Genomic DNA, 19,280 nt, shown 5'->3' on the forward strand with positions numbered 1-19,280 from the left:
CGGATGTCCGCCGCCTACACGTCGGTGTGACGTCCCGCACGGTGTGCCGCTGGAACGCCTCGTTGCCCGGCGCGGCCTGGTCGCGCGTGAAGCCGACGCCGGCCTGGGGCTGGTCGGGTGTGGACGTCGACGACCCTGGCGTTGCCTGATCCTCTTCCGTTCCCCCACCTAATACTCCGGCAGCGGCTCGTGTTCTGAGCTGGAGATTGTCGTTGTCCTGGCATGGAGGGCATGACTGAAGTCGGTTGTCGGGCTGACGAGTTGGAGTCGGTGTTCGCCCGGGTGGCGGGCCGGTTCACTCGGGCGGATCTGCGGTGGCGGATGACGGGACTACGTCCGCGGTCTGCTGGGACGGGCGACACGGAAGAACGGCTGGCAGCTCGCGGAATGGGCAGGCCACCGCACCCCCGACGGCTTTCAGCGGCTGCTGAACAGCAGCGTCTGGGACGCGGACGCCCCGCGTGACGACGTCCGTGCCTACGTCGCCGAGCGGCTCGGACCGAACGGAGTGCTGATCATCGACGACACCGGGTTCATCAAGAAGGGCACCACCTCGGCCGGGGTCGGCCGACAATGCACCGGCACCTCGGGAAAGATCGACAACTACCAGATCGGGGTGTTCGCCGCCTATACCACCAGCTCGGGCCGGGCCCTGGTGGACCGGGAGCTCTCCCTGCCCAAAGCCTGGACCTCCGACCGCGACCGCTGCCGGGCGGCGAAGCTGCACGCCGACAAAGGCTACGCCTATGACCATCTGCGCCATTGGCTCCGCAAGCGGGGTATCCGCCACTGCATCGCCGCAAAGGGATCGAGTCCTCCCAGCGGCTCGGCCGCCACCGATGGGTTGTTGAGAGGACCGTGTCCTGGCTCGCCGGCTGCCGTCGGCTTCACCGCCGCTACGAACGCAAGGCAGAACATTTCCTCGCCTTCGTCGGCATAGCCGCAGCCCTCATTTGTCACCGCCGGCTCGTCCGTGTGGACGGGCCTCACCAGTCAGTGTGAGGTTCCGACACTGCTGACCCAGACACCGAATGGCCTGATCTCCGGCTCGGTCTCGGTCAGCTCTGAGAGACTCCGCGCGTCGTCCAGGTCCGACCAGGCGATGAAGCCTGGCTCGCTGTCGGCCAGAAATCCCTCGATGACCGGACCGAGGTCGTCGGAAGCCACATAGGTACCGCTGAACGGCAACGCATCCGGGGGCACAGAACCGGTCGAGCACCGGAGCCGTCCTGCCTGCTTGTCGTGCCACACGTAGAACGTCGCCACCCCGGAGAACCCCAGATCGCGGATGCGTTCCCGGATGGCAGCAGCAGTCCGCTCGAAGGCAGCCACCACCTCGGCAACGGACAACGAATTCCTGTCCTCGTCCGCCGCACCCAGTGACCAGGAGTTGGTCTCCCACTCCACCTGCCGGTCAGCCGACTCCAGCACCAGAGGCTCGTCCGCCACCTCGGCAATCCACGTCAACAGCACCACAGCAGTGTCCCTGCATAGCTCGACCTGTGAAGCGCCAAAAGAAACGACGTCCAAAGCCGTCCTGTCGTGGTCCGAGCGGCCTTAACGTCGTGCCGTGACCACCGTTGACAACACCGCTTACCGGTACCGCACCGCCGTCCCCGAGGACGCCGAGGCCATCGAGGCCCTGGACGGCTCTTTCACCACCGGCACGGTCTTCCAGGTGACCGTCGCCGACGACGGGTTCGCCTTGCGGGAGGTCAAGGTGGACCCGCCCCTGACCAAGGTGTTTCCCGAGGACGAGTACGACGGCGACGACGCGGACTCCCATACCTTCGTCGCCCACGGAGCCGTCGGCGACCTGGCCGGGTTCGTCACCGTCTCGTACTCCGGGTGGAACCGCCGGCTGACCGTGGAGGACATCGAGATCGCCCCGGAGCACCGGGGACGGGGCGTCGGCCGGGCGCTGATGGGGGTCGCGGTGGAGTTCGCCCGCGAGCGGGGCGCCGGACACCTCTGGCTGGAGGTCACCAACATCAACGCACCCGCGATTCACGCGTACCGGCGGATGGGCTTCGCCTTCTGCGGGCTGGACACCGCTCTCTATGACGGCACCCCCTCCGAAGGCGAGCAGGCGCTCTACATGAGCATGCCCTGCCCCTGAGCGGACAGCAGACGGCACACGGACGGAGTGGCCCCGGCGCCCGACGCGACCGTGACGGTCAGCAGCCAGGCCGGGCCTCCGTCCGGGGCCGCACACCGGGCGCCAACCCGGCGCCGGGACGACCTGCTGGTCGGTGTGCTCGTGACCATCCTGGCTCTGTACGCACCAGAAGCGGGTGCCGCCGTCGTGGGAGCCGCCACGGTTGTGGCCCTGCTCGCCGAGCTCACAGCACGCAAGTGAATCCGGGCCGTTCGATCGGATTGCTCAGGGGCCTGGTTCCATGGAGCGCTTCGGGTTCTGCAGCCGCAGGGCCAGAGGATGGTCACGGGTGGCAAGGGCTGCCGCTACTTTGCCAACGGCACCATCCACGCTTTCGTGCTCCCGGATGCGCAGCGGCAGCCAACCCAGGGGCAGGAGATGTGCATCGGTTTCCTCGTTTCGGAGGGTGCTGCCCGGAGCATCTGGCTCCACCACTCGGCGTTGTGCTTCGGAGCGCGTAGGTGTTTCTGGTACGCGTGCCAGAACCAGCCTTGGCCACGAACACCGCGGTCCGCCTTCGAGTGAAGCTGACGTCGGCACGGCGCTGCGACATCCAGGAATGGGCAGGTTCACGCGGTATCGGAGGCCCAATACGTGCAGGGCGCCTGGCAGGGCGAGCTCCGGCCACGACCTTGTCCTCAGGGGCGGGTCCACCGGCCCGAGCCCGGGCGAGGCTCCTCGTCCTGCCCCGGCAGCAGTCGCAGGGCGAAGACGGAGCCGTCGGTGTGGACGGAGACGGGGCCGCCCCAGTTCTTGTCGAAGGTGAGGCGGGGGCGGACGCCGCGGCTAGCGTGGACGAGGGCGCGGTACTCCTCGATGTCGCCTCTGGTGAGGAGTCGGAAGACTTCCTTGTCCACGCCGGAGAACGCCTCGACGCGGGGGCCGTTGAGGCGGAAGACGTGGTCGGTGCCGACGTACTCGTTGCCGAAGAGGATGTGGGCGGCGTCCTGGATGCTCATGCTGGCCGCGTGTTCGAGGCCGGTGAAGCGTTTGCGGCCCTGCCGGTCGGTCAGGTGGCGGGCGGTGGCGTGGCCGGAGCCGGCGAAGGCCATGAGGCCCGCCGCGGTGGTGTGGGCCAGGGACTCCTGGAACCAGGCGTAGTCCTTCGGCTGCACGTGGCAGCCCCGTACAGGCTCCGGTGCCACCAGGCCCTCGGCCGGCGGGTGGATGTCCGGCATCATGTTCGCCTGGAACGGTGGGGCGTTCAGGTTCGGCTCACGGCCTTCCGCCGGGGACAACCGACCTCCGCTGCCGGGTGCTTGGAGGGCGTGGACGGTCATCGTTCCGCCGTCCGTCGGGAGCTGTGTGCTGAACAGCAGGCCGGGGGTCTCGTTCCACGCGCCGATGTGGACCGCTTCGGCGTGGGCCGAGGCGGAGGCCAGCTGCTCGGCGGAGGTGGCGGAGTCGCCGTGGTTGCCCTTGCAGGCGAGGGGGATGGAGAGGGACGGCTCGCCCGGCCGTCAGACCTCGGCGAAGTACTGGGGGCGATAGCGGTACTTCACCTTCTCGCCCTTGTCCCTGCTGTTGAGGGCCCAGCCCGCGCGTAACGCCGTGTCGGCGGGGACGATCGTGACCGAATGGTCGGGGAAACGGCTGCGCAGCATGTGCTCGGCGAGCGTGAGGGCGAAGCCGATGCCGAGCTCGCCGGACTGCAGCGACTTGTAGTGGTCCGCGATGCGGTGGCCTTCGTCGGTGAGGCCGAGGAAGGAGTCGTGACCGCCGGCCAAGGCCTGGGTGTACTTGAGTGCGCCCCAGTGCTCCGCCAGCCCCCGGCCCGCCCCGCGCCACGACAGGGCAGTGGCCCGGGCGAGGGTGTGGAGCACGTCCCAGAGGGTCACTTCGAACTGCCGGGGCAGCTCCGTCTGCGGGATCGGGACGAGGGTGGGCTTCCGGCGGAGCGGCCCGTCCTCGTTCTCCTTCCGCTTCTCGTCGTCCGCCGCGATGGCGGCCTTCACCTTCCCGACGAGCGCGTCGTCGGAGTGGACGGGGACATTCGAGGGCTGGGTCAGGTCCTGGAGCACTTCCTCGGTCGGCTTCAACAGCTCTCCTTCACAGTGGGCGAGGGCGGTTCGCCATCGGCCGGACCGTACGGAAGGGAGGAGTGGCGCACGCAAGTGCGCAGAGGCGCGTGACCTGGAATTCGGCCTGGGCGGGCCGGCGTGGGCGCCTTGGCTCCGCCTCGCTCGCGAGTTCCACGCTGCTGAGGGGCCTCGGGCGGGGCAGTGGCATCCCGATCGCCGACGTGGCCGAGTGGATGGGGCACAAGTCGATCGAGGGGACGTACCGCACCTACCGGCACCTGATGCCGGGGAGCATCACCAAGGCAGCACGCGTTCTGGACGCCGGCCTGTGGGACGCGGCCTGAGACCGCAGCGAAGCCTTTCCGGGGCTGCCCTCTGACTGAGGCTGCAACAGCACCACATGGCACAGGTTGTAGGGGCCGTCCGTGGGCGTCCAGGCCAGTCCAAGATGAGCAGCGCATAATGCCAGCTCAGGGCATTCTGGCTCGAGAGGGTCCGCCCAGTTCGTGACAGGTGTGACAGCTGGTGATACGGCGAGGCCCCGTCGGGAACCATCCCGACGGGGCTTCTGTATGGGGGGACTGCGACGGAGTGCGGCGTCTGCCATGGAACCACTGTCCTCGGACTCTTCAGTCTCGAGCGTCCGGAGCCAAGTTGCCGAGCGCAGTCGGGCCCAGCCTGAACTCGCGTTCGCTCCAGCTCGCGGAAAGCGCTTTGCCTCAGCGACGACCTGGACGAGTCGCTCGACAGTCCAGTGAGCCGTCTGAGCACCGTAGGCCGACGTGGTGCCGGGTTGAACGGGGCGCGCGGTGTACCGGCGGTGCCGTCTTGACCCGGTCGGGTGCACGACGGAGTCGTCCGCCCGCAAATCCCCTGCGTACCGGCCGGTGGAAGCCCCGTTTCTTCGGCGCGTGGCGGCGAGCTGGTCGATCTGTGCGTAGCCGGTGAGCAGCAGAAGACGCGGAGGCGGCCGTATGGGCCTTGCAGCCGTGGTACTCGTCCTCGCTGCGGATCTGGAGCGCGGAGGCGCCCTGGTGACGAACCGGCACTGGAACGGAGGGGCCGCAGCCGCTCTCCTCGCGCTCCTCCTGCTGATGACAGCCGTACTGGGCGGCGCGGGCAGGCCGCTCAACTCGCACGGGGCAGGTCGTCGTGGCTGCCGGTTCCCGTGTCGCTGTGCCCCTGCTGCATGCCGGGGTCCGGTGGCCCGTGCCGTGGTTTTCTGTCGTCGTCGGGGAGGCCGATCAGTTCCTCGACGTCGAAGATCCGTGCGATCGGTACGTCCGTGCTGCTGTGGGCGACGATCGAGAAGGCGATGGTGACGGCGATCAGGGTGAACGCCTCCTCACCCTGCGGGATGCCGGCCTGGAGCACCAGCAGTCCGTAGACCACCGAGGCGAAGCCCTTGGGGCCGAACCACGCCGCGGTGAGCTTCTCCTTGCGGTTGAAGTCGGTGCCCGCCAGGGACAGCAGCAGTGAGGCCGGACGGATGAGGAAGATGCACAGGACCGCCACCGCGTAGCCGCCGATCGACAGCTCGCCGAAGAGGTGCGGGGTGAGCAGGGCGCCGAAGACCAGCAGCGCCGCGAACTTGGCCAGCTCGGCCAGGGATCCCCCCAGCGGTTCGAAGGCGTCCTTGGATTGCGGCGCGAGTGCGGCGATCACCGCGCCCGCGGAGAAAGCGGCCAGATAAGGGTTGGCGTGGGTGAGGTGGCAGGCCGCGTACAGGATGACTCCGACCGCCAGCGGCAGCAGGGGCTGAAGCGAAGGCTCCGCGCCCAGCAGCCGGAATCGGACCAGCCAGTGCACGAGCAGTGGCAGGACCACGCCGAAGAGGAGCCCGAGGAGGAGTTCACCGGCGATCGAGGCGAAGCCGACGTCCTCGGTGTGGCCGACGGGTGCGGCGGCCGCGATGAGGACGAGGACGAACGGCAGCGCGAGGCCGTCGTTGACGCCGCTTTCGATGTTGAGCAGTTGTCGCAGCCGGGCGGGGACCTCCTCGCGGCCCACGATGGCCGAGGCGAACACCGGGTCGGTGGGTGCCAGCACGGCGCCGACCAGAAAGGACGTCGTCCAGTCCAGGCCCACGAGGAAGTGCGTGAGCAGTGCGACCCCGAGGAGGGCCAGCGGCATGCCCAGGCCGAGCGCGCGGGCCGGGTTGCGCCAGGACCGGCGCAGGGCCGGGAAGGAGACGTGCATCCCGTCGGTGAACAGCACCGCGAAGAGCGCCAGGTCGGCGGTGACCCTGACGATGTCGCTGTCCGGGGTGATGTGGATCAGACCGAGGAAGCCGTCACTGACGAGCGCGCCGCCCACCAGGAACAGCAGCGAGGTGGAGAGCACCGACCGGGCGGCCAGCCCGGACAACAGCACGGCCACCAGCAGCGCCACCCCGAAGACGATGACGAGTACCACCTGAAACGCTCCCCGCTGTCGACCGGCCCTTGCGACATCGCCCTGGGACAGGAGGTGTTCCTGCCATGGCCTGAGCCTGGTACGCGTACCCGTCGGGGGCCTGCTCATTGCACAGTGCCGTCCGGATCCGCTGTGCCCGGAACGTGGTGACCGCACGAGCGCGGACCCGGCCCGCAAGGATCCGTGCCGCGGCGCGCCGACCGGGCCCTTGTTCAGACTGGACGCGGCTGCGAGCGCCGGCCGCGCAGGAGGTTCCAGCAGAACCGGATGCCTCTGAAGCAGAGAAGCAGCACCGCGAACTGGACGACACAGGCCGCGGCCGCCAGCGTGCCGTTGCCGACGGCGCGCAGGACCGAGGCGGCGAAGGCATTTCCGCCCTCTTGTGTCGCGGCCGCCGCCGTACTGATCGGAATCGCTGCCTCCAGCAACCTGGCAAGCAGTGCCGCCGCCGCCAGTCCGGCACCTCCTTGAAGGAGCATGCCCACGAGACCTCGTCTCGTCGACGGTCCGTGCACAGTGCCCTCCTCGTGTGCGTGCTCAGCCACTGTCTCACCTCACCACGCTCCGTGCTCCAGCAGAACACCGGGGCGGCTGCTGGTCTTCTTCTTCCTGCGCGGCTCCCACCGGGCCGCCGCCACGCTGCGCTCGCTTGTTGCGCGCGACGCGGCCGACGCCGTCGAGGCGATGGTTCGGCGGGCCTTCGAGGGCGTGGAGGGGTCCATGCGGGACACCGCCGTGGTCGCGCTCATCGACGCCGTCTGCATCACCACCGGCCTGCTCCTCCTGCGGGTCCCGGGTGCCCTCGGGCTCAGGGCGATCATCTTCATCGGCGCCTACGTGTCCTATGTCGGCGCCTTCGTCTCCGGAGCCGCGGCCGTGCTGGTGGCGCTCGCCGACCGCGGGTTCGCCGTCGCCCTGTGGACGCTCGGGGTCGTGCTCGTGGTGCAACTGCTGGAGGGGAACGTCTCCCAGCCGATGGTCCAGAGCCGGACTGTGCGGATCCACCCGGCGCCGGTCCTCGTGGCGCCCACCGCGGGCGCCTCCGTGGCCGGGATCGTCGGAGTACTCCTCGCGGTGCCGGTCACCGCCGCCGCCTTCGGCGTCGCCCACGAGCTGCGCACACGGTAGGAGCCGTCTGCCGCGGGGGCGTCCGCGGATCCGTAGGTTCCGCACCGGATGCCGACCGAGCACCCGTTCGCCTGCCCCGGTCGGCTCCGGCGCCACGGAGGCCGTGGTCATTTCCGACGCGTGCGAACCGTTCCGCCCGGCATCGGCTCCGTCGAACAGCTCCCGGCGAAGGGCACGACACCGTGCGGCGGGAAACCGGTCGCCACTGGCACGGGAAGGCCGGAGGCGGTCCGGCACGGCACACCTCCGCCGGATGCCGACCGGAGCCGGTGGACGGCTGTGACACGGGCGTGGACGGACGCCGTCGCACCACGTGCCGCATCGGACAGCGGGTCCGGGGCATCCGCTCGCTACATGTCGGCGCACCGAAAGGAGACGGCAGGTGACGGGAGCTCCGCCCAGGCAAGATCTGCGACCCCGTTCCGCCTCGCGTCGGTCGTTCCTACTCCTGCTCGTGCTTCTCGCGGTCTGCTACACGGTGGCTGCCCTGGGCGGTCTCGCGGCGTCGGACTCGGCAAGCACGTACCGCTCCCTCGACCGTCCCGCCTGGGCCCCGCCCTCCTGGCTGTTCAGCCCGGTCTGGACGGTGCTGTACGCCACCATCGCGTTCTCCGCCTGGCTCGTACTGCGCCGCCGGTCCCTGGCACGGACCAGGAAGGAGATCGTTTTCTGGAGCGCACAACTCGCCTTCAACCTGGCCTGGACACCGCTGCTCTTCGGTGCCGACCGGTACGGACTCGCGTTCCTCGACATCTGCCTGTTGCTGGCGGCGCTCGGCACCACGATGCTGCTCTTCCGGCGCAGGAGTCCGGCTGCCTCGCTCCTCCTCGTCCCCTACGCACTGTGGGTGCTGTACGCGGCTGCCCTCAGCCTCGCCATCTGGCGGCTCAACTCCTGACACGACCCGCTCCGCCGGGCGTGGCCCAGTACGTCGGCCGGACGGCCGGGACACCGCTGCGGGCCCCGGCTGCCGCCGAACACGGCCCCGCGACTGACCGGTGGTTGCTGAAGGTGTCGTCGAGTGCGGCCAGATCCTCCGCTTCCAGTCCGCGCGCACCAGCCAGGCGTTGACCGGCCGAGCGGTGAAGAAAGCGAGGACCACGGGCAGCCGCACGGCCGTACGAGTCTCGCGCCACCTCGTGCATCCGGCCCGCACGACGCTGATGACGTTGCCGCGGTTCCGGGTTCAGCTCGCGAGCTGAACCAGCCCACCACCTCGATCCGCCCCTCCGGCCGCACATGCGCTCCCATTCGCTCACTCATCTGCCCGAGGATGAGGTGGAGGACGACGCCCGCCAGCAGAGCGCCCGGCAGGAGCAGGATGTGGACCGGGTACAGCCGGAAGACGATGTCGTGCCCCGGGAACTCCCCGCCGAAGAGGAACATGCTCAGGTAGGTGCCGACGACGGGCACGGACAGGACGAAGCCCTGCGCGGTCCGCAGGCCGGTGCCCGACAGCAGGTCGTCGGGGAGCGAGTAGCCGGCGAAGCCCTCCAGCATCGTCAGCAGGAACAGGGTGAGCCCGATCAGCCAGTTGGCCTCACGGGGGCGGCGGAACGCGCCGGTGAAGAACACCCGCAGCAGGTGCACGCCGACGGCGGCGGCCATCACCAGCGCGGCCCAGTGATGGATCTGCCGGATCAACAACCCTCCGCGCACGTCGAAGCTGATGTGCAGGGTGGACGCGAACGCCTCACTCATCCGCACGCCGCGCAGCGGCACGTACGAGCCCTGGTAGACCACCTCCGACATGCTCGGTTCGAAGAAGAGCGTCAGCCAGACACCGGTCACCAGCAGCACCACGAAGCTGTACAGGGCCAGTTCCCCCAGCAGGAACGACCAGTGGTCGGGGAACGCCTTGCGCAGCGTCGTCCGGGCGGCGTCCAGCAGCGGCAGGCGGCGGTCGAGGTACTCCGTGGTCCGCTCGGCCGAGCGGGCCGCCCTCGTGTCCAGCCGTCCCTGACCGCGCGACAACGGCATGCGCACCATCCCTTCGGTGTGTCGTGATCCCGGCTGTTCGGCACAGAGGTACCCCGAGGACCGTCGTCCAACGGAGTGGCTTCGACGGGACCGTCCGGTTATCCGCCGCGTCGTGACGCCGGATGCCTCGGTCCGGTTTGCGTCCACCGCGCCTCGGATACACGGTCGGGGCACCGGCGCGGGCCCTGCGGTCACCGAGGCACGGGCACGTCGCCGTCCGGCCGCGAGGCCGCCGTACCCGTCCCTCCACCGGAAGGCCGCTGATGGACCCCGTCGATCTCCCCCTCCCCGTCGCCAGGCGGCCCCGGAACCAGGTCGACGGGCCCGCCCTGGAAGCCGAGCTGCGGGCCAGGGTCGACGGCGAGGTCCGCTTCGACGCGGGCACCCGTGCGGCCTACTCGACGGACGCCTCCAACTACCGGCAAGTACCCATCGGGGTGGTCGTCCCGCGCACGGTCGAGGCGGCCCGGGAGGCGGTGGCGGTGTGCCAGGAACAGGGTGCACCGCTGCTGTCCCGGGGCGGCGGCACCAGCCTGGCCGGCGAGTGCTGCAACACCGCCGTGGTCCTGGACTGGAGCAAGTACTGCAACCGGCTGGTCTCCGTCGACCGGGAGAACCGCCGCTGCGTCGTCGAGCCGGGCATCGTCCTGGACGACCTGAACCGACAGCTCGCCGAGTACGACCTCATGTACGGGCCCAAACCGGCCACCCACCCGAACTGCACCATCGGCGGGATGATCGGCAACAACTCGTGCGGATCGACGGCCCAGGCGTACGGCAAGGTCGTCGACAACCTGCGCCGCCTGGAGGTCCTCACCTACGACGGCGTCCGGATGTGGGTGGGGCGGACGGACGACGGCGAACTGGAACGGCTCATGGCGTCCGACGGGCGCACGGGGGAGCTGTACCGGGGGCTGGCGGGGCTGCGCGACCGGTATGCCGGACTCGTCCGCGAGCGCTATCCGGACATCCCGCGCCGGGTCTCCGGCTACAACCTGGACTCGCTCCTGCCCGAACAGGGCTTCGACGTCGCCGGACTGCTGACCGGCTCCGAGTCCACACTGGTCACGGTCCTGCGCGCGGAACTCGAACTCGTCCCCGTGCCGAAGCACAGCGCGCTGGTCGTGTTGGGTTACGAGGACATCTGCCAGGCCGCCGACCACGTGCCGGCCGTCCTGGAGCACCAGCCCGCGGCACTGGAAGGGGTGGACCACCAACTGGTTCACTTCCAGCAGAAGAAGCACCTCAACCCCGACGCGCTGAAGGAACTGCCCCAGGGCAGGGCCTACCTGATGGTGCAGCTCAGCGGTGACACCCGCGAGGAGGTGGAGGAGCGGGCCAGGGCGCTCATCGACGCGAAGCCCGAGGACGTCGACCACACCTGGTACGACGACCCGGAGCACATCGGACAGCTGTGGCGGGTGCGCGAGTCCGGACTGGGCGCCACCGCGCACGTCCCCGGCAAGCCGGACACCTGGGAGGGCTGGGAGGACTCGGCCGTGCCCGTGCACCGCCTCGGCGACTACCTGCGCGACCTGAAGCGCCTCTACGAACAGTTCGACTACGGGCACCCCTCGGTCTACGGCCACTTCGGCCACGGCTGCGTCCACACCCGTATCCCCTTCGACCTGGAATCCGAGGAAGGAGTCGCCCGGATGCGGGCGTTCGTGGAGCGCGCCGCCGACCTGGTCGTCTCCTACGGCGGATCGCTGTCCGGCGAGCACGGGGACGGCCAGTCGCGGGGCGAACTGCTGGAGAAGATGTTCGGGCCGGAACTGATCGAGGGGTTCGAGCGGTTGAAGGGCCTGTTCGACCCCGGGAACCGGATGAACCCGGGCAAGGTCGTCCTGCCGTACCGGCTGGACGAGAACCTGCGCCTGGGCGCGGACCACCTGCCCTGGGAGCCGGAGACCGTCTTCTCCTTCCCGCACGACGACGGCAGGTTCAGCCGCGCCGCCGCCCGCTGCGTCGGCGTAGGCAAGTGCCGCTCCTCGGAGGGCGGCGTGATGTGCCCGAGCTACCGGGCCACCCGCGAGGAGGAGCACTCCACCCGGGGCCGCGCCCGGCTGCTGTTCGAGATGGTCAACAACGACGGTGACTCGCCGGTCACGGACGGCTGGCGCTCCGACGAGGTGCACGACGCCCTCGACCTCTGTCTGGCCTGCAAGGGCTGCAAGACGGACTGCCCGGTCAACGTCGACATGGCCACCTACAAGGCCGAGTTCCTGCACCACCACTACAAGGGCCGGCCGCGCCCCCTGGCGCACTACTCGATGGGCTGGCTGCCGGCCGTGGCCCGGCTGGCAGCCCTCGCGCCGCGCACCGTGAACGCGCTGGTCTCGGTGCCGTGGGTGGCACGGGCCGCCAAGGTGCTCGGAGGTGTGGCTGCCGAACGTGACGTACCGGTCTTCGCCGAGCAGCGGTTCACCGACTGGTGGCGCGAGCGGGGAGGGCCGCGCGGTGACGGGCACCGGGGCGAGGTCGTGGTGTGGCCCGACACCTTCACCGACCACTTCCACCCCGCGATCGGCCGGGCCGCGGTGGAAGTCCTGGAGGCGGCCGGGTTCCGCGTCAAGGTGCCCGCAGCGGCGGTGTGCTGCGGGCTGACGTGGATCTCCACCGGACAACTGGGCGTCGCCGAGCGGGTCCTGCGCCACACCCTCGACGTGCTCCGTGAGGACCTGCGCCGGGGCACCCCGGTGGTCGGCCTCGAACCGAGCTGCACCGCCGTCTTCCGGGCCGACGCCCCCGAACTGTTGCCGAAGGACCCGGACGTCGAGCGGTTGCGCGCCCAGACCAGGACGCTCGCCGAGATCCTGGTCGAACACGCCGACGACTGGCGGCCACCGCGCGTCGACACCCGCGCGGTGGTGCAGCGCCACTGCCACCAGTACGCCGTCATGGGCTTCGACGCCGACCGCGAGGTCCTGCGGCGCGCGGGCGTGGACGCCGACGTGCTGGACGCCGGCTGCTGCGGACTGGCCGGCAACTTCGGCTTCGAGAAGGGTCATTACGACGTGTCAATGGCCTGCGCCGAGGCCGGGCTGCTGCCTGCCGTCCGGGAGGCGGACGAGTCGACACTGGTCCTCGCGGACGGATTCAGCTGCCGCACCCAGGTCGACCAGGCAGGCACCGGACGTACCCCGCTGCACTTGGCGGAGATCCTCGCCGCCGGACTCCATGGGAGCGAGGCCGTGGCGGAGCGGCCCGAGGCGCCCGGACCGCGCTCCCTGCTACCGCTCGCGGTCACCGGCGCCGCGCTGCTCGCCGTCGCGGCCGGAGCGCGATACGTCCGAACGTCCACACGCGGTGCGTCCTAGCCGCCGGTCACGTCCCGCGTACCGCTGTCCGGCCTGAACCGGCGCCGCACCTTGCCGCTGGGCACCGCCCTCATGCCGACGGACCGGAAGCGTGGACCCGGGCGTGCGGCTGCGTGACCGTCCCGAGGCCGTGGCCCGCCATGCCGTCGCAACCGTGTCGTCCTGGAAGGACACGTCGTACCCGCGAGCGGCCGCACACGACCGCGGGCGGACGGCGGGGACTGTTGCTCACCGGCGATGACAATGAGGCGTGCCCCACATCGTTCTTCACCAGCCGCCCGGCAGGACACTTCCCGAGGTGCCGCCGAACCGCGCGGAGCACTCCAGCAGCAGCGCGTGGACGAACCCCTGCGGCAGGTTCCCCCGTAGTTGACGCTGGGCCACGTCGTACTCCTCGGAGAACAATCCCGCGGGACCGCAGGCTGACCGGGTCCGTTCGAACCATCGCGACGCCTCCGTCTCCCGGCCTTGTGCGTGGGCGGACAGCGCCGCCATGAAACCGCACAGCAGGAACGCCCCCTCGGCGTCACCCAGGGGCTCGTCCCCGTGGCGGAAGCGGTGCACGTACCCGTCCTTGGCCAGCCGCCGCACCACCTGCGCGTGCGTGAGCCGGAGGCTGGGGTCGGTGGGCGGCACCGCTCCGCAGGCCAGCGGCAGCAGGAGGGCGGCCTCCGGGCCCGGGTCGTCGGCGGCCCGCTGCCAGTGGCCGTCGGGGTGCAGGCAGCGGATCCGGGTCGCTTCCAGAACGTGCCCGGCCAGGCGGGACCAGTCGGCGGACGCTCCTGTGCCGATGTACCGGGCCAGGTCGCGCAGCCCCACGACACAGCACAGACGGGAGTGCGTCCACCAGCGCTCGTCCAGCTCCCACAACCCCGCGTTCGGCTCCGCCCAGCGTTCGGCCACGGCCTCGGCGGTGAGGCGGGCGGCCTCGGCGGACCGCCCGTCCAGCATGCCGTGACGACCGGCGGCGGCGAACAGCTGAAGCACCTCCCCGAACGCGTCGAGCTGGAACTGGCGTCCGGCGCGGTTCCCGGCGCGGTTGCTGCCGCCGGGATAGCCGGTGAGCGGCAGCGGGTGCTCGTCCGGCGGCGGCCGGCCGTCGACGGTGTAGGCGGGACGCAGGTCGGCGCCGTCCTCCAGGATGCGGTCGGTGACGAAGCGCACCGCCCGATCCAGCAACGGGTGGGGGCCGTGTGCGGCGACGGCGATCCCGGCGTAGCACTGGTCGCGGATCCAGGCGTAGCGGTAGTCGTAGTCACGGCCGGTGTCGGCGCGCTCGGGCAGCGAGGTGGTGGCGGCCGCGACCATGCCTCCCCGGGAACCGGTCAGGCCGTTCAGGACGGCGTACGCCATGCGGGTGTCGCGGGGTGCCGCGGTGTCGGCGCAGTCCGGCACCGCCTTCTTCCACCAGCGTTCGGTGGCCTCCCAGAGGTCCTGCGGGTCCAGTGGTGCGTCCTGCCACTCGGTGGCGATCTCCAGTACCAGGTCGTGGTGGGCGCCTTCGGACAGCCGCAGCCGCCCGCGCAGCTCGCCGTCCGGACCGGTCCGGGCCCGGTCCGCACCGGTGAGTCTCACGTGGAGCGCGCCGCTGCGGGCCCGCCACAGCCCTCCCTCACGACGGAGACCGGTCATGCCCCGCCGCCCGTACTCGGCGCGTACGTCGAGACCGATGTCGACGAGGGCCTCACCGCGGACGGCGCGGACCTGACGGAGCAGCACGACGCGTTCTGTCTCCGCGGGTACGGCGAGGGCCTCGCGGCAGGAGACGATGCCGTCGGCGGTGACCCAGCGGCTGACCCGGACGAGAGTGCCGTCCTCGTAGTAGCCGCCCCACACGTTCCAGTCGTCCGCGGGGCGGACCCGGTAGTGGCCGGGCCCGCCCAGGAGGCCGGAGAAGACGGCGCCGCTGTGCCAGGCGGGTGCGCAGAGCCAGGCGATCCCTCCGCGTGGATCGACGAGCGCGCCGCGTTCCCCGTCGGCGACGAGGGCGTAGTCGCGCAGCACCCACGGGCTGTTGTCCGTGCGCCGTGCGTCGATGAGGTGGGGGCCACCGCTCATCCGGTGCGGAAGCGTTCGGCGGCCCGCCGGTTCAGGCTGAGGCCGTGGCCCGGCTCGCCGGAGGCGCCGGGGGTGACGGTGCCGCCGCCCGGGTCCAGGGTGCCGTGGAACAGCAGGTTCTCGATGCGGACGTGGTCGTGGAACCAACCACTCCAGGTGCCGGGTGTTGGGCACGGCGGCGGCGACGTGGGCGTGCAGGTGCGGGGCGCAGTGGTCGGAGAGGTGCAGGCCGAGCCCTTCGGCGACGGCGGCGGCGCGCAGCCACACGGTGATGCCTCCACACCGGGTGACGTCGGCCTGGAGGCAGTCGACTGCTCCCGAGGCGGCCATCCGGGTCAGGTACGGCAGGTCGTAGCCGTACTCACCGGCGGCGACGTCGGCGGCGACCGCGTCGCGGACCACGCGCAGCCCCGCGAGGTCGTCCGAGGAGACGGGTTCCTCCAGCCAGGTGACGCCCGAGTCGGCCATGGCCCCGGCCATGCGCACCGCCTGTTTACGGGTGTAGCCGCCGTTCGCGTCGACGTACAGGTGCGCCGCGTCGCCCACGACCTCGCGGGTCAGGCGGGTCCGGTGCAGGTCGCGGGACTCCTCGCGTCCCCAGGACTCCCCGACCTTGATCTTCACTCGGTCGATGCCCTGCTCGGTCCACCCGCGCAGTTGCCGTTCGAGCTGGGTGTCGTCGTACGGGGTGAGGCCGCCGCTGCCGTACACCGCGACCTCGGCACGGGCCGCACCGAGCAGCCCGACCAGGGGCAGTCCGAGCAGGCGGGCCTTGAGGTCCCACAGGGCGGTGTCGACGGCGGAGAGCGCGCCGGCGGCGATGCCGGGCCGTCCGGTGTTGCGCACGGCACGGCTCATGCGGTCGCCCGCGGCGGGGACGTCGAAGGGGTCGTGCCCGGTGACGAGGCCGGACAGTTCGTCACGGACCACCGCTGCGGTGGCGGCCGATCCGTAGGTCCAGCCGAGACCGGTGTGGCCGGCCGCGGCGACTTCCACCAGGACGAGGGTGGTGGCGTCCCAGGCGAGGGTGGCGTCCCCGCCCGGAAGGTCGGTGGGGACGCGGTACACGGAGACGGACAGGTGCTCCACGGCAGGTCCGTCGTGGAGTGTCCGAGCCGGTGGCGCCGGGTGGGTCACTTGTTCCCTTCGGTGCTGTCGTGCGGTCCGGCGCCGGGCCGGTCACCGCGGTGACGGCTGCCCGGCAGCATCTCCTGCACCTTGGCCTTGATGCCCTGCTTCACCATGGAGCCGCGGTCGCTGTCGCCCTTGAGGATCGCGGTGGCCGCGGCCTCGATCTGGTCCAGCTCCGCGTGCGGCGGGATGGGCGGGACGGCCGGGTCGGTGCGGAAGTCGATGACGAAGGGCCGGTCGGCGGCGAGGGCCCGGTCCCAGGCGGACTCGACGTGCTTGGGCTTCTCCACCCGTACCCCGTCCAGGCCCATGCGCTGCGCGAACTCCGCGTACGGCAGGTCGGGGATGTGTTGCGACTCCTCGAACTGCGGGGCACCGGACATCGCCCGCATCTCCCAGGTGACCTGGTTCAGGTCGCCGTTGTTGAGCACCGCGACGATCAGCCGGGGGTCGGACCACTCGCGGTAGTACTTCGCGGCGGTGACCATCTCCATCATGCCGTTCATCTGCATGGCGCCGTCGCCGACCAGGGCGATGGCAGGCCGGTCGGGATGCGCGAACTTCGCCCCGATGGCGTACGGCACGCCGGGCCCCATGGTGGCCAGGGTGCCGGACAGGGAGCCGCGCATCCGACCGCGCAGCCGCAGGTGCCGGGCGTACCAGTTGGCGGCCGACCCGGAGTCGGCGGCGAGGATCGCGTCGTCGGGCAGCTTGCCGTCCAGGGCGTGGACGACGTACTCGGGGTTGACGGGATCGGCGCTGACGGCGGCCCGCCGCTGCATGACCTCCCACCAGCGGGCGACGTTCTTCTCCACCTGCTCCCGCCAGGTCCGGTCCGTCTTGCGATGCAGGCGCGGCAGCAGCCGCCGCAGCGTCTCGCGGGCGTCGCCGACGAGGTTGACCTCGTTCGGGTAGCGCAGGCCGATCATGTGCGGGTCGATGTCGATCTGCACGGCCCGCGCCTGGTCCAGCTCCGGCATGAACTGCGTGTACGGGAAGCTGGAGCCGATCATCAGCAGGGTGTCGCAGTCCCGCATCAGCTCGTAGGAGGGACGGGTGCCCAGCAGCCCGATGGAGCCGGTGACATAGGGCAGGTCGTCGGGCAGGGCGTCCTTGCCGAGCAGGGCCTTGGCCACGCCGGCGCCGAGCACGTCCGCCAGCCGCTCGACCTCCTCACGGGCGCCGCGGGCCCCCTGTCCGATCAGCACGGCGACCTTCTCGCCGGCGTTCAGCACGTCGGCGGCCCGCTGGAGGTCCTCGTCGGCCGGGACCGGTGCGTAGCGGCCCAGTCCGAGGCTGGAGGGCACCATCTTGAAGGCGTGGCCGGGCGGGCTGTAGTCCAGCTCCTGCACGTCGCCGGGGAGGATGATCGCGGTGACGGTGCGCTTGGCGTACGCGGTGCGGAAGGCCCGGTCGATCAGGTTCGGCAACTGTTCGGGCACCGTCGCCGTCTCGCAGAAGTCCGAGGCCACGTCCTTGTACAGGCTGGCGAGGTCCACTTCCTGCTGGTAGGAGCCGCCCATGGCGCTGCGGTTGGTCTGCCCGACCAGCGCCACCACGGGCACGTGGTCCAGCTTGGCGTCGTACAGCCCGTTCAGCAGGTGGATCGCGCCGGGACCCGAGGTGGCGGCACAGACACCCACCTTGCCGGAGAACTTGGCGTACCCGACGGCCTGGAAGGCCGCCATCTCCTCGTGCCGTGCCTGCACGAACTTCGGCTCGTTGTCCGCCCGTCCCCAGGCCGCCAGCAGACCGTTGATGCCGTCACCCGCGTAGGCGAAGACATGATCTACGTCCCACTCGCGCAGCCGCTGGAGGATGTAGTCGGACACCTTGGTGCTGGCCATGGACACTCCGTTTCCGATCCCGTCAGTGAACGACTGTCCCGGTGCCCCCGGTCCGGGGTGCGCACAGGGGCGCGTGAGGCACGTCCTTCGATGGGTAACCGTGCGGACACGGGGGAAACGTCGACCTCGCGAAGCCGACCCGGTGACGCGGGCGTCAGCCCGGGAGACCGGTGCGACACGTCGCGGTGAAACCGCTAGCTGCCTCACGGCCTTCGACCCCTCTGCCGACATGGTCCACGCGCTGGGCACCTTCCTCCAACGGACCACGCGCCGTTACGGACCCGAGTGGTCGCGACCACGCAGACCTCCGGCTCCGGCCATGGACCGTGGCTTTGACATCGGCCGCCGGAGTGAAATGGCGGGTTGTGCGGCGTCACCGGCGTGTCGCGTGGCACTCATCCCTTGCCGGGCGCCGAGGAAGCGCCTTCCCGCCTGTTCCGCTCGGTGGCGGTGTGCGGAGGGCGGTGACGCCGCAGTGGCCGGACGTCGCACGAGACGCGGACGGCTTCGCCATAAGGCGACGAAGCCAGGAATCCACGCCGCGCCGGGGACCGAGATGGAGAGGCCGACCATGGGACATGGCGGAAACGTCATTCAGGAACTGACCACGGACCACCGCGAGGTGGACTCACTCTTCGAACAGATCGAGGCGCTGCCCACAGGTGAGCAGCGGCGGCGCGAACTGGCGGACGAATTGACGAGGGAGCTGGTGCGACACTCGGTGGCGGAAGAGGAACATCTGTACCCGACGGTGCGCCGTTACGTCGACGGGGGCGACGATCTGGCCGACAAGGAGATCGCCGACCACAGCGAAGTCGAGCGCATGCTCAAGGAACTCGAAGGCTGTGAGCCCGGTGACGGCCGGTTCGACACCTTGATCACGCAGCTGAGGACGTCCGTCACCGAACACGTCGCCGACGAGGAGAACCGGCTGTTCCCCCTGCTGGCCGACGCCTGTTCCGCCGACGCCCTGCGGGAGTTGGGCGAGAAGGTGCGGATGGCCAAGGAGACCGCGCCCACCCGCCCGCACCCCGCCGCGCCCGACACCCCGCCCGCCAACAAACTCCTCGCCCCGGGCACCGGCATGGTCGACCGGCTGCGCGACGCGCTCACCGGCCGCGGCCGACAGGACTGAAGGCTCACCGGACCGTGTCCGCCGTACCTGTCGCACGAGGGGAATGCGGCATGCCGGGAACGTGCTCAGCTCCTGGCCGGAGCAGCG

The 19,280-nt window shown here is 70.7% G+C and carries 12 protein-coding genes and 4 pseudogenes; 8 read left to right on the forward strand and 8 right to left on the reverse strand.

Translation table 11 applies throughout. The annotated features are described in order from the left end of the window. Positions 1-346: 346 nt before the first annotated feature. Together AMK33_RS45235 and AMK33_RS45240 are read left to right on the forward strand one after the other, a co-directional pair. Positions 347-676, forward strand: a pseudogene (locus AMK33_RS45235) (transposase); the annotation flags it as partial. A gap of 21 nt (positions 677-697) precedes the next feature. Further along, a pseudogene (locus AMK33_RS45240) lies at positions 698-1,002 on the forward strand (transposase); the annotation flags it as partial. Here the strand turns inward: AMK33_RS45240 and AMK33_RS24675 are convergent. Beyond that, positions 994-1,476: a hypothetical protein gene (locus tag AMK33_RS24675; RefSeq protein ID WP_235618185.1), complete on the reverse strand. Its 483-nt coding sequence runs from the start codon at positions 1,474-1,476 to the stop codon at positions 994-996. The pseudogene AMK33_RS45240 and the gene AMK33_RS24675 sit on opposite strands and share 9 nt — an antisense overlap. Before the next feature lie 94 nt (positions 1,477-1,570). On the opposite strand from AMK33_RS24675, the gene AMK33_RS24680 reads away from it, so the two are divergent. Then, positions 1,571-2,119 (forward strand): GNAT family N-acetyltransferase, encoded by a 549-nt coding sequence (locus AMK33_RS24680; RefSeq protein WP_073935143.1) that lies wholly within the window; start codon positions 1,571-1,573, stop codon positions 2,117-2,119. A 677-nt stretch (positions 2,120-2,796) separates the two neighbouring features. On the opposite strand, the gene AMK33_RS43290 is transcribed toward AMK33_RS24680, so the two are convergent. Both AMK33_RS43290 and AMK33_RS43295 read right to left on the reverse strand, forming a co-directional pair. Continuing rightward, positions 2,797-3,396, reverse strand: coding sequence for a hypothetical protein (locus AMK33_RS43290; RefSeq protein WP_235618186.1), 600 nt, complete (start codon positions 3,394-3,396; stop codon positions 2,797-2,799). A 222-nt stretch (positions 3,397-3,618) separates the two neighbouring features. Further along, the gene (locus AMK33_RS43295) at positions 3,619-4,197 is read right to left on the reverse strand and encodes a hypothetical protein (protein WP_201263076.1); all 579 of its coding nucleotides are present in this window, start codon (positions 4,195-4,197) and stop codon (positions 3,619-3,621) included. Between the two features lie 179 nt (positions 4,198-4,376). On the opposite strand from AMK33_RS43295, the pseudogene AMK33_RS43970 reads away from it, so the two are divergent. Beyond that, positions 4,377-4,523, forward strand: a pseudogene (locus AMK33_RS43970) (tyrosine-type recombinase/integrase); the annotation flags it as partial. A gap of 784 nt (positions 4,524-5,307) precedes the next feature. On the opposite strand, the gene AMK33_RS24700 reads toward AMK33_RS43970, so the two are convergent. Both AMK33_RS24700 and AMK33_RS24705 read right to left on the reverse strand, forming a co-directional pair. Beyond that, positions 5,308-6,594, reverse strand: coding sequence for a cation:proton antiporter (locus tag AMK33_RS24700; RefSeq protein ID WP_079194953.1), 1,287 nt, complete (start codon positions 6,592-6,594; stop codon positions 5,308-5,310). A 212-nt stretch (positions 6,595-6,806) separates the two neighbouring features. After that, positions 6,807-7,073: a hypothetical protein gene (locus AMK33_RS24705; RefSeq protein WP_143203863.1), complete on the reverse strand. Its 267-nt coding sequence runs from the start codon at positions 7,071-7,073 to the stop codon at positions 6,807-6,809. A gap of 112 nt (positions 7,074-7,185) precedes the next feature. Between AMK33_RS24705 and AMK33_RS24710 the strand changes: the two are divergent. Both AMK33_RS24710 and AMK33_RS24715 read left to right on the forward strand, forming a co-directional pair. Next, positions 7,186-7,722, forward strand: a pseudogene (locus tag AMK33_RS24710) (AI-2E family transporter); the annotation flags it as partial. 454 nt (positions 7,723-8,176) lie between these two features. Next, positions 8,177-8,620 carry a TspO/MBR family protein gene (locus tag AMK33_RS24715; RefSeq protein ID WP_235618187.1) on the forward strand — a complete coding sequence of 148 codons (444 nt, stop codon included), beginning with the start codon at positions 8,177-8,179 and terminating at the stop codon, positions 8,618-8,620. Here the strand turns inward: AMK33_RS24715 and AMK33_RS44745 are convergent. Further along, positions 8,557-9,702: a cytochrome b gene (locus AMK33_RS44745; protein WP_079194960.1), complete on the reverse strand. Its 1,146-nt coding sequence runs from the start codon at positions 9,700-9,702 to the stop codon at positions 8,557-8,559. The two genes, AMK33_RS24715 and AMK33_RS44745, sit on opposite strands and share 64 nt — an antisense overlap. 263 nt (positions 9,703-9,965) lie before the next feature. On the opposite strand from AMK33_RS44745, the gene AMK33_RS24725 reads away from it, so the two are divergent. After that, positions 9,966-13,022 carry an FAD-binding and (Fe-S)-binding domain-containing protein gene (locus AMK33_RS24725; protein WP_073935148.1) on the forward strand — a complete coding sequence of 1,019 codons (3,057 nt, stop codon included), beginning with the start codon at positions 9,966-9,968 and terminating at the stop codon, positions 13,020-13,022. Between the two features lie 267 nt (positions 13,023-13,289). Here AMK33_RS24725 and AMK33_RS44940 read toward each other — a convergent pair whose 3' ends face one another. Together AMK33_RS44940 and AMK33_RS24740 are read right to left on the reverse strand one after the other, a co-directional pair. After that, positions 13,290-16,169, reverse strand: a complete 2,880-nt coding sequence (locus AMK33_RS44940) for an enolase C-terminal domain-like protein (RefSeq protein WP_327379710.1) — start codon at positions 16,167-16,169, stop codon at positions 13,290-13,292. Between the two features lie 44 nt (positions 16,170-16,213). Further along, positions 16,214-18,058, reverse strand: coding sequence for a thiamine pyrophosphate-requiring protein (locus tag AMK33_RS24740; protein WP_073935150.1), 1,845 nt, complete (start codon positions 18,056-18,058; stop codon positions 16,214-16,216). 571 nt (positions 18,059-18,629) lie between these two features. Between AMK33_RS24740 and AMK33_RS24745 the strand changes: the two genes are divergently transcribed. Further along, the gene (locus AMK33_RS24745; RefSeq protein WP_073935356.1) at positions 18,630-19,193 is read left to right on the forward strand and encodes a hemerythrin domain-containing protein; all 564 of its coding nucleotides are present in this window, start codon (positions 18,630-18,632) and stop codon (positions 19,191-19,193) included. Positions 19,194-19,280: the final 87 nt, after the last annotated feature.

Source organism: Streptomyces sp. CB02400 (genome assembly GCF_001905725.1).
GTDB lineage: Bacteria > Actinomycetota > Actinomycetes > Streptomycetales > Streptomycetaceae > Streptomyces > Streptomyces atrovirens.

Coding starts and splice junctions, on each gene's coding strand:
- AMK33_RS44745 (WP_079194960.1), bottom strand. CDS start 9,702: ATGCCGTTGTCGCGCGGTCAGGGACGGCTGGACACGAGGGCGGCCCGC.
- AMK33_RS24705 (WP_143203863.1), bottom strand. CDS start 7,073: ATGCTCCTTCAAGGAGGTGCCGGACTGGCGGCGGCGGCACTGCTTGCC.
- AMK33_RS24725 (WP_073935148.1), top strand. CDS start 9,966: ATGGACCCCGTCGATCTCCCCCTCCCCGTCGCCAGGCGGCCCCGGAAC.
- AMK33_RS24740 (WP_073935150.1), bottom strand. CDS start 18,058: ATGGCCAGCACCAAGGTGTCCGACTACATCCTCCAGCGGCTGCGCGAG.
- AMK33_RS24745 (WP_073935356.1), top strand. CDS start 18,630: ATGGGACATGGCGGAAACGTCATTCAGGAACTGACCACGGACCACCGC.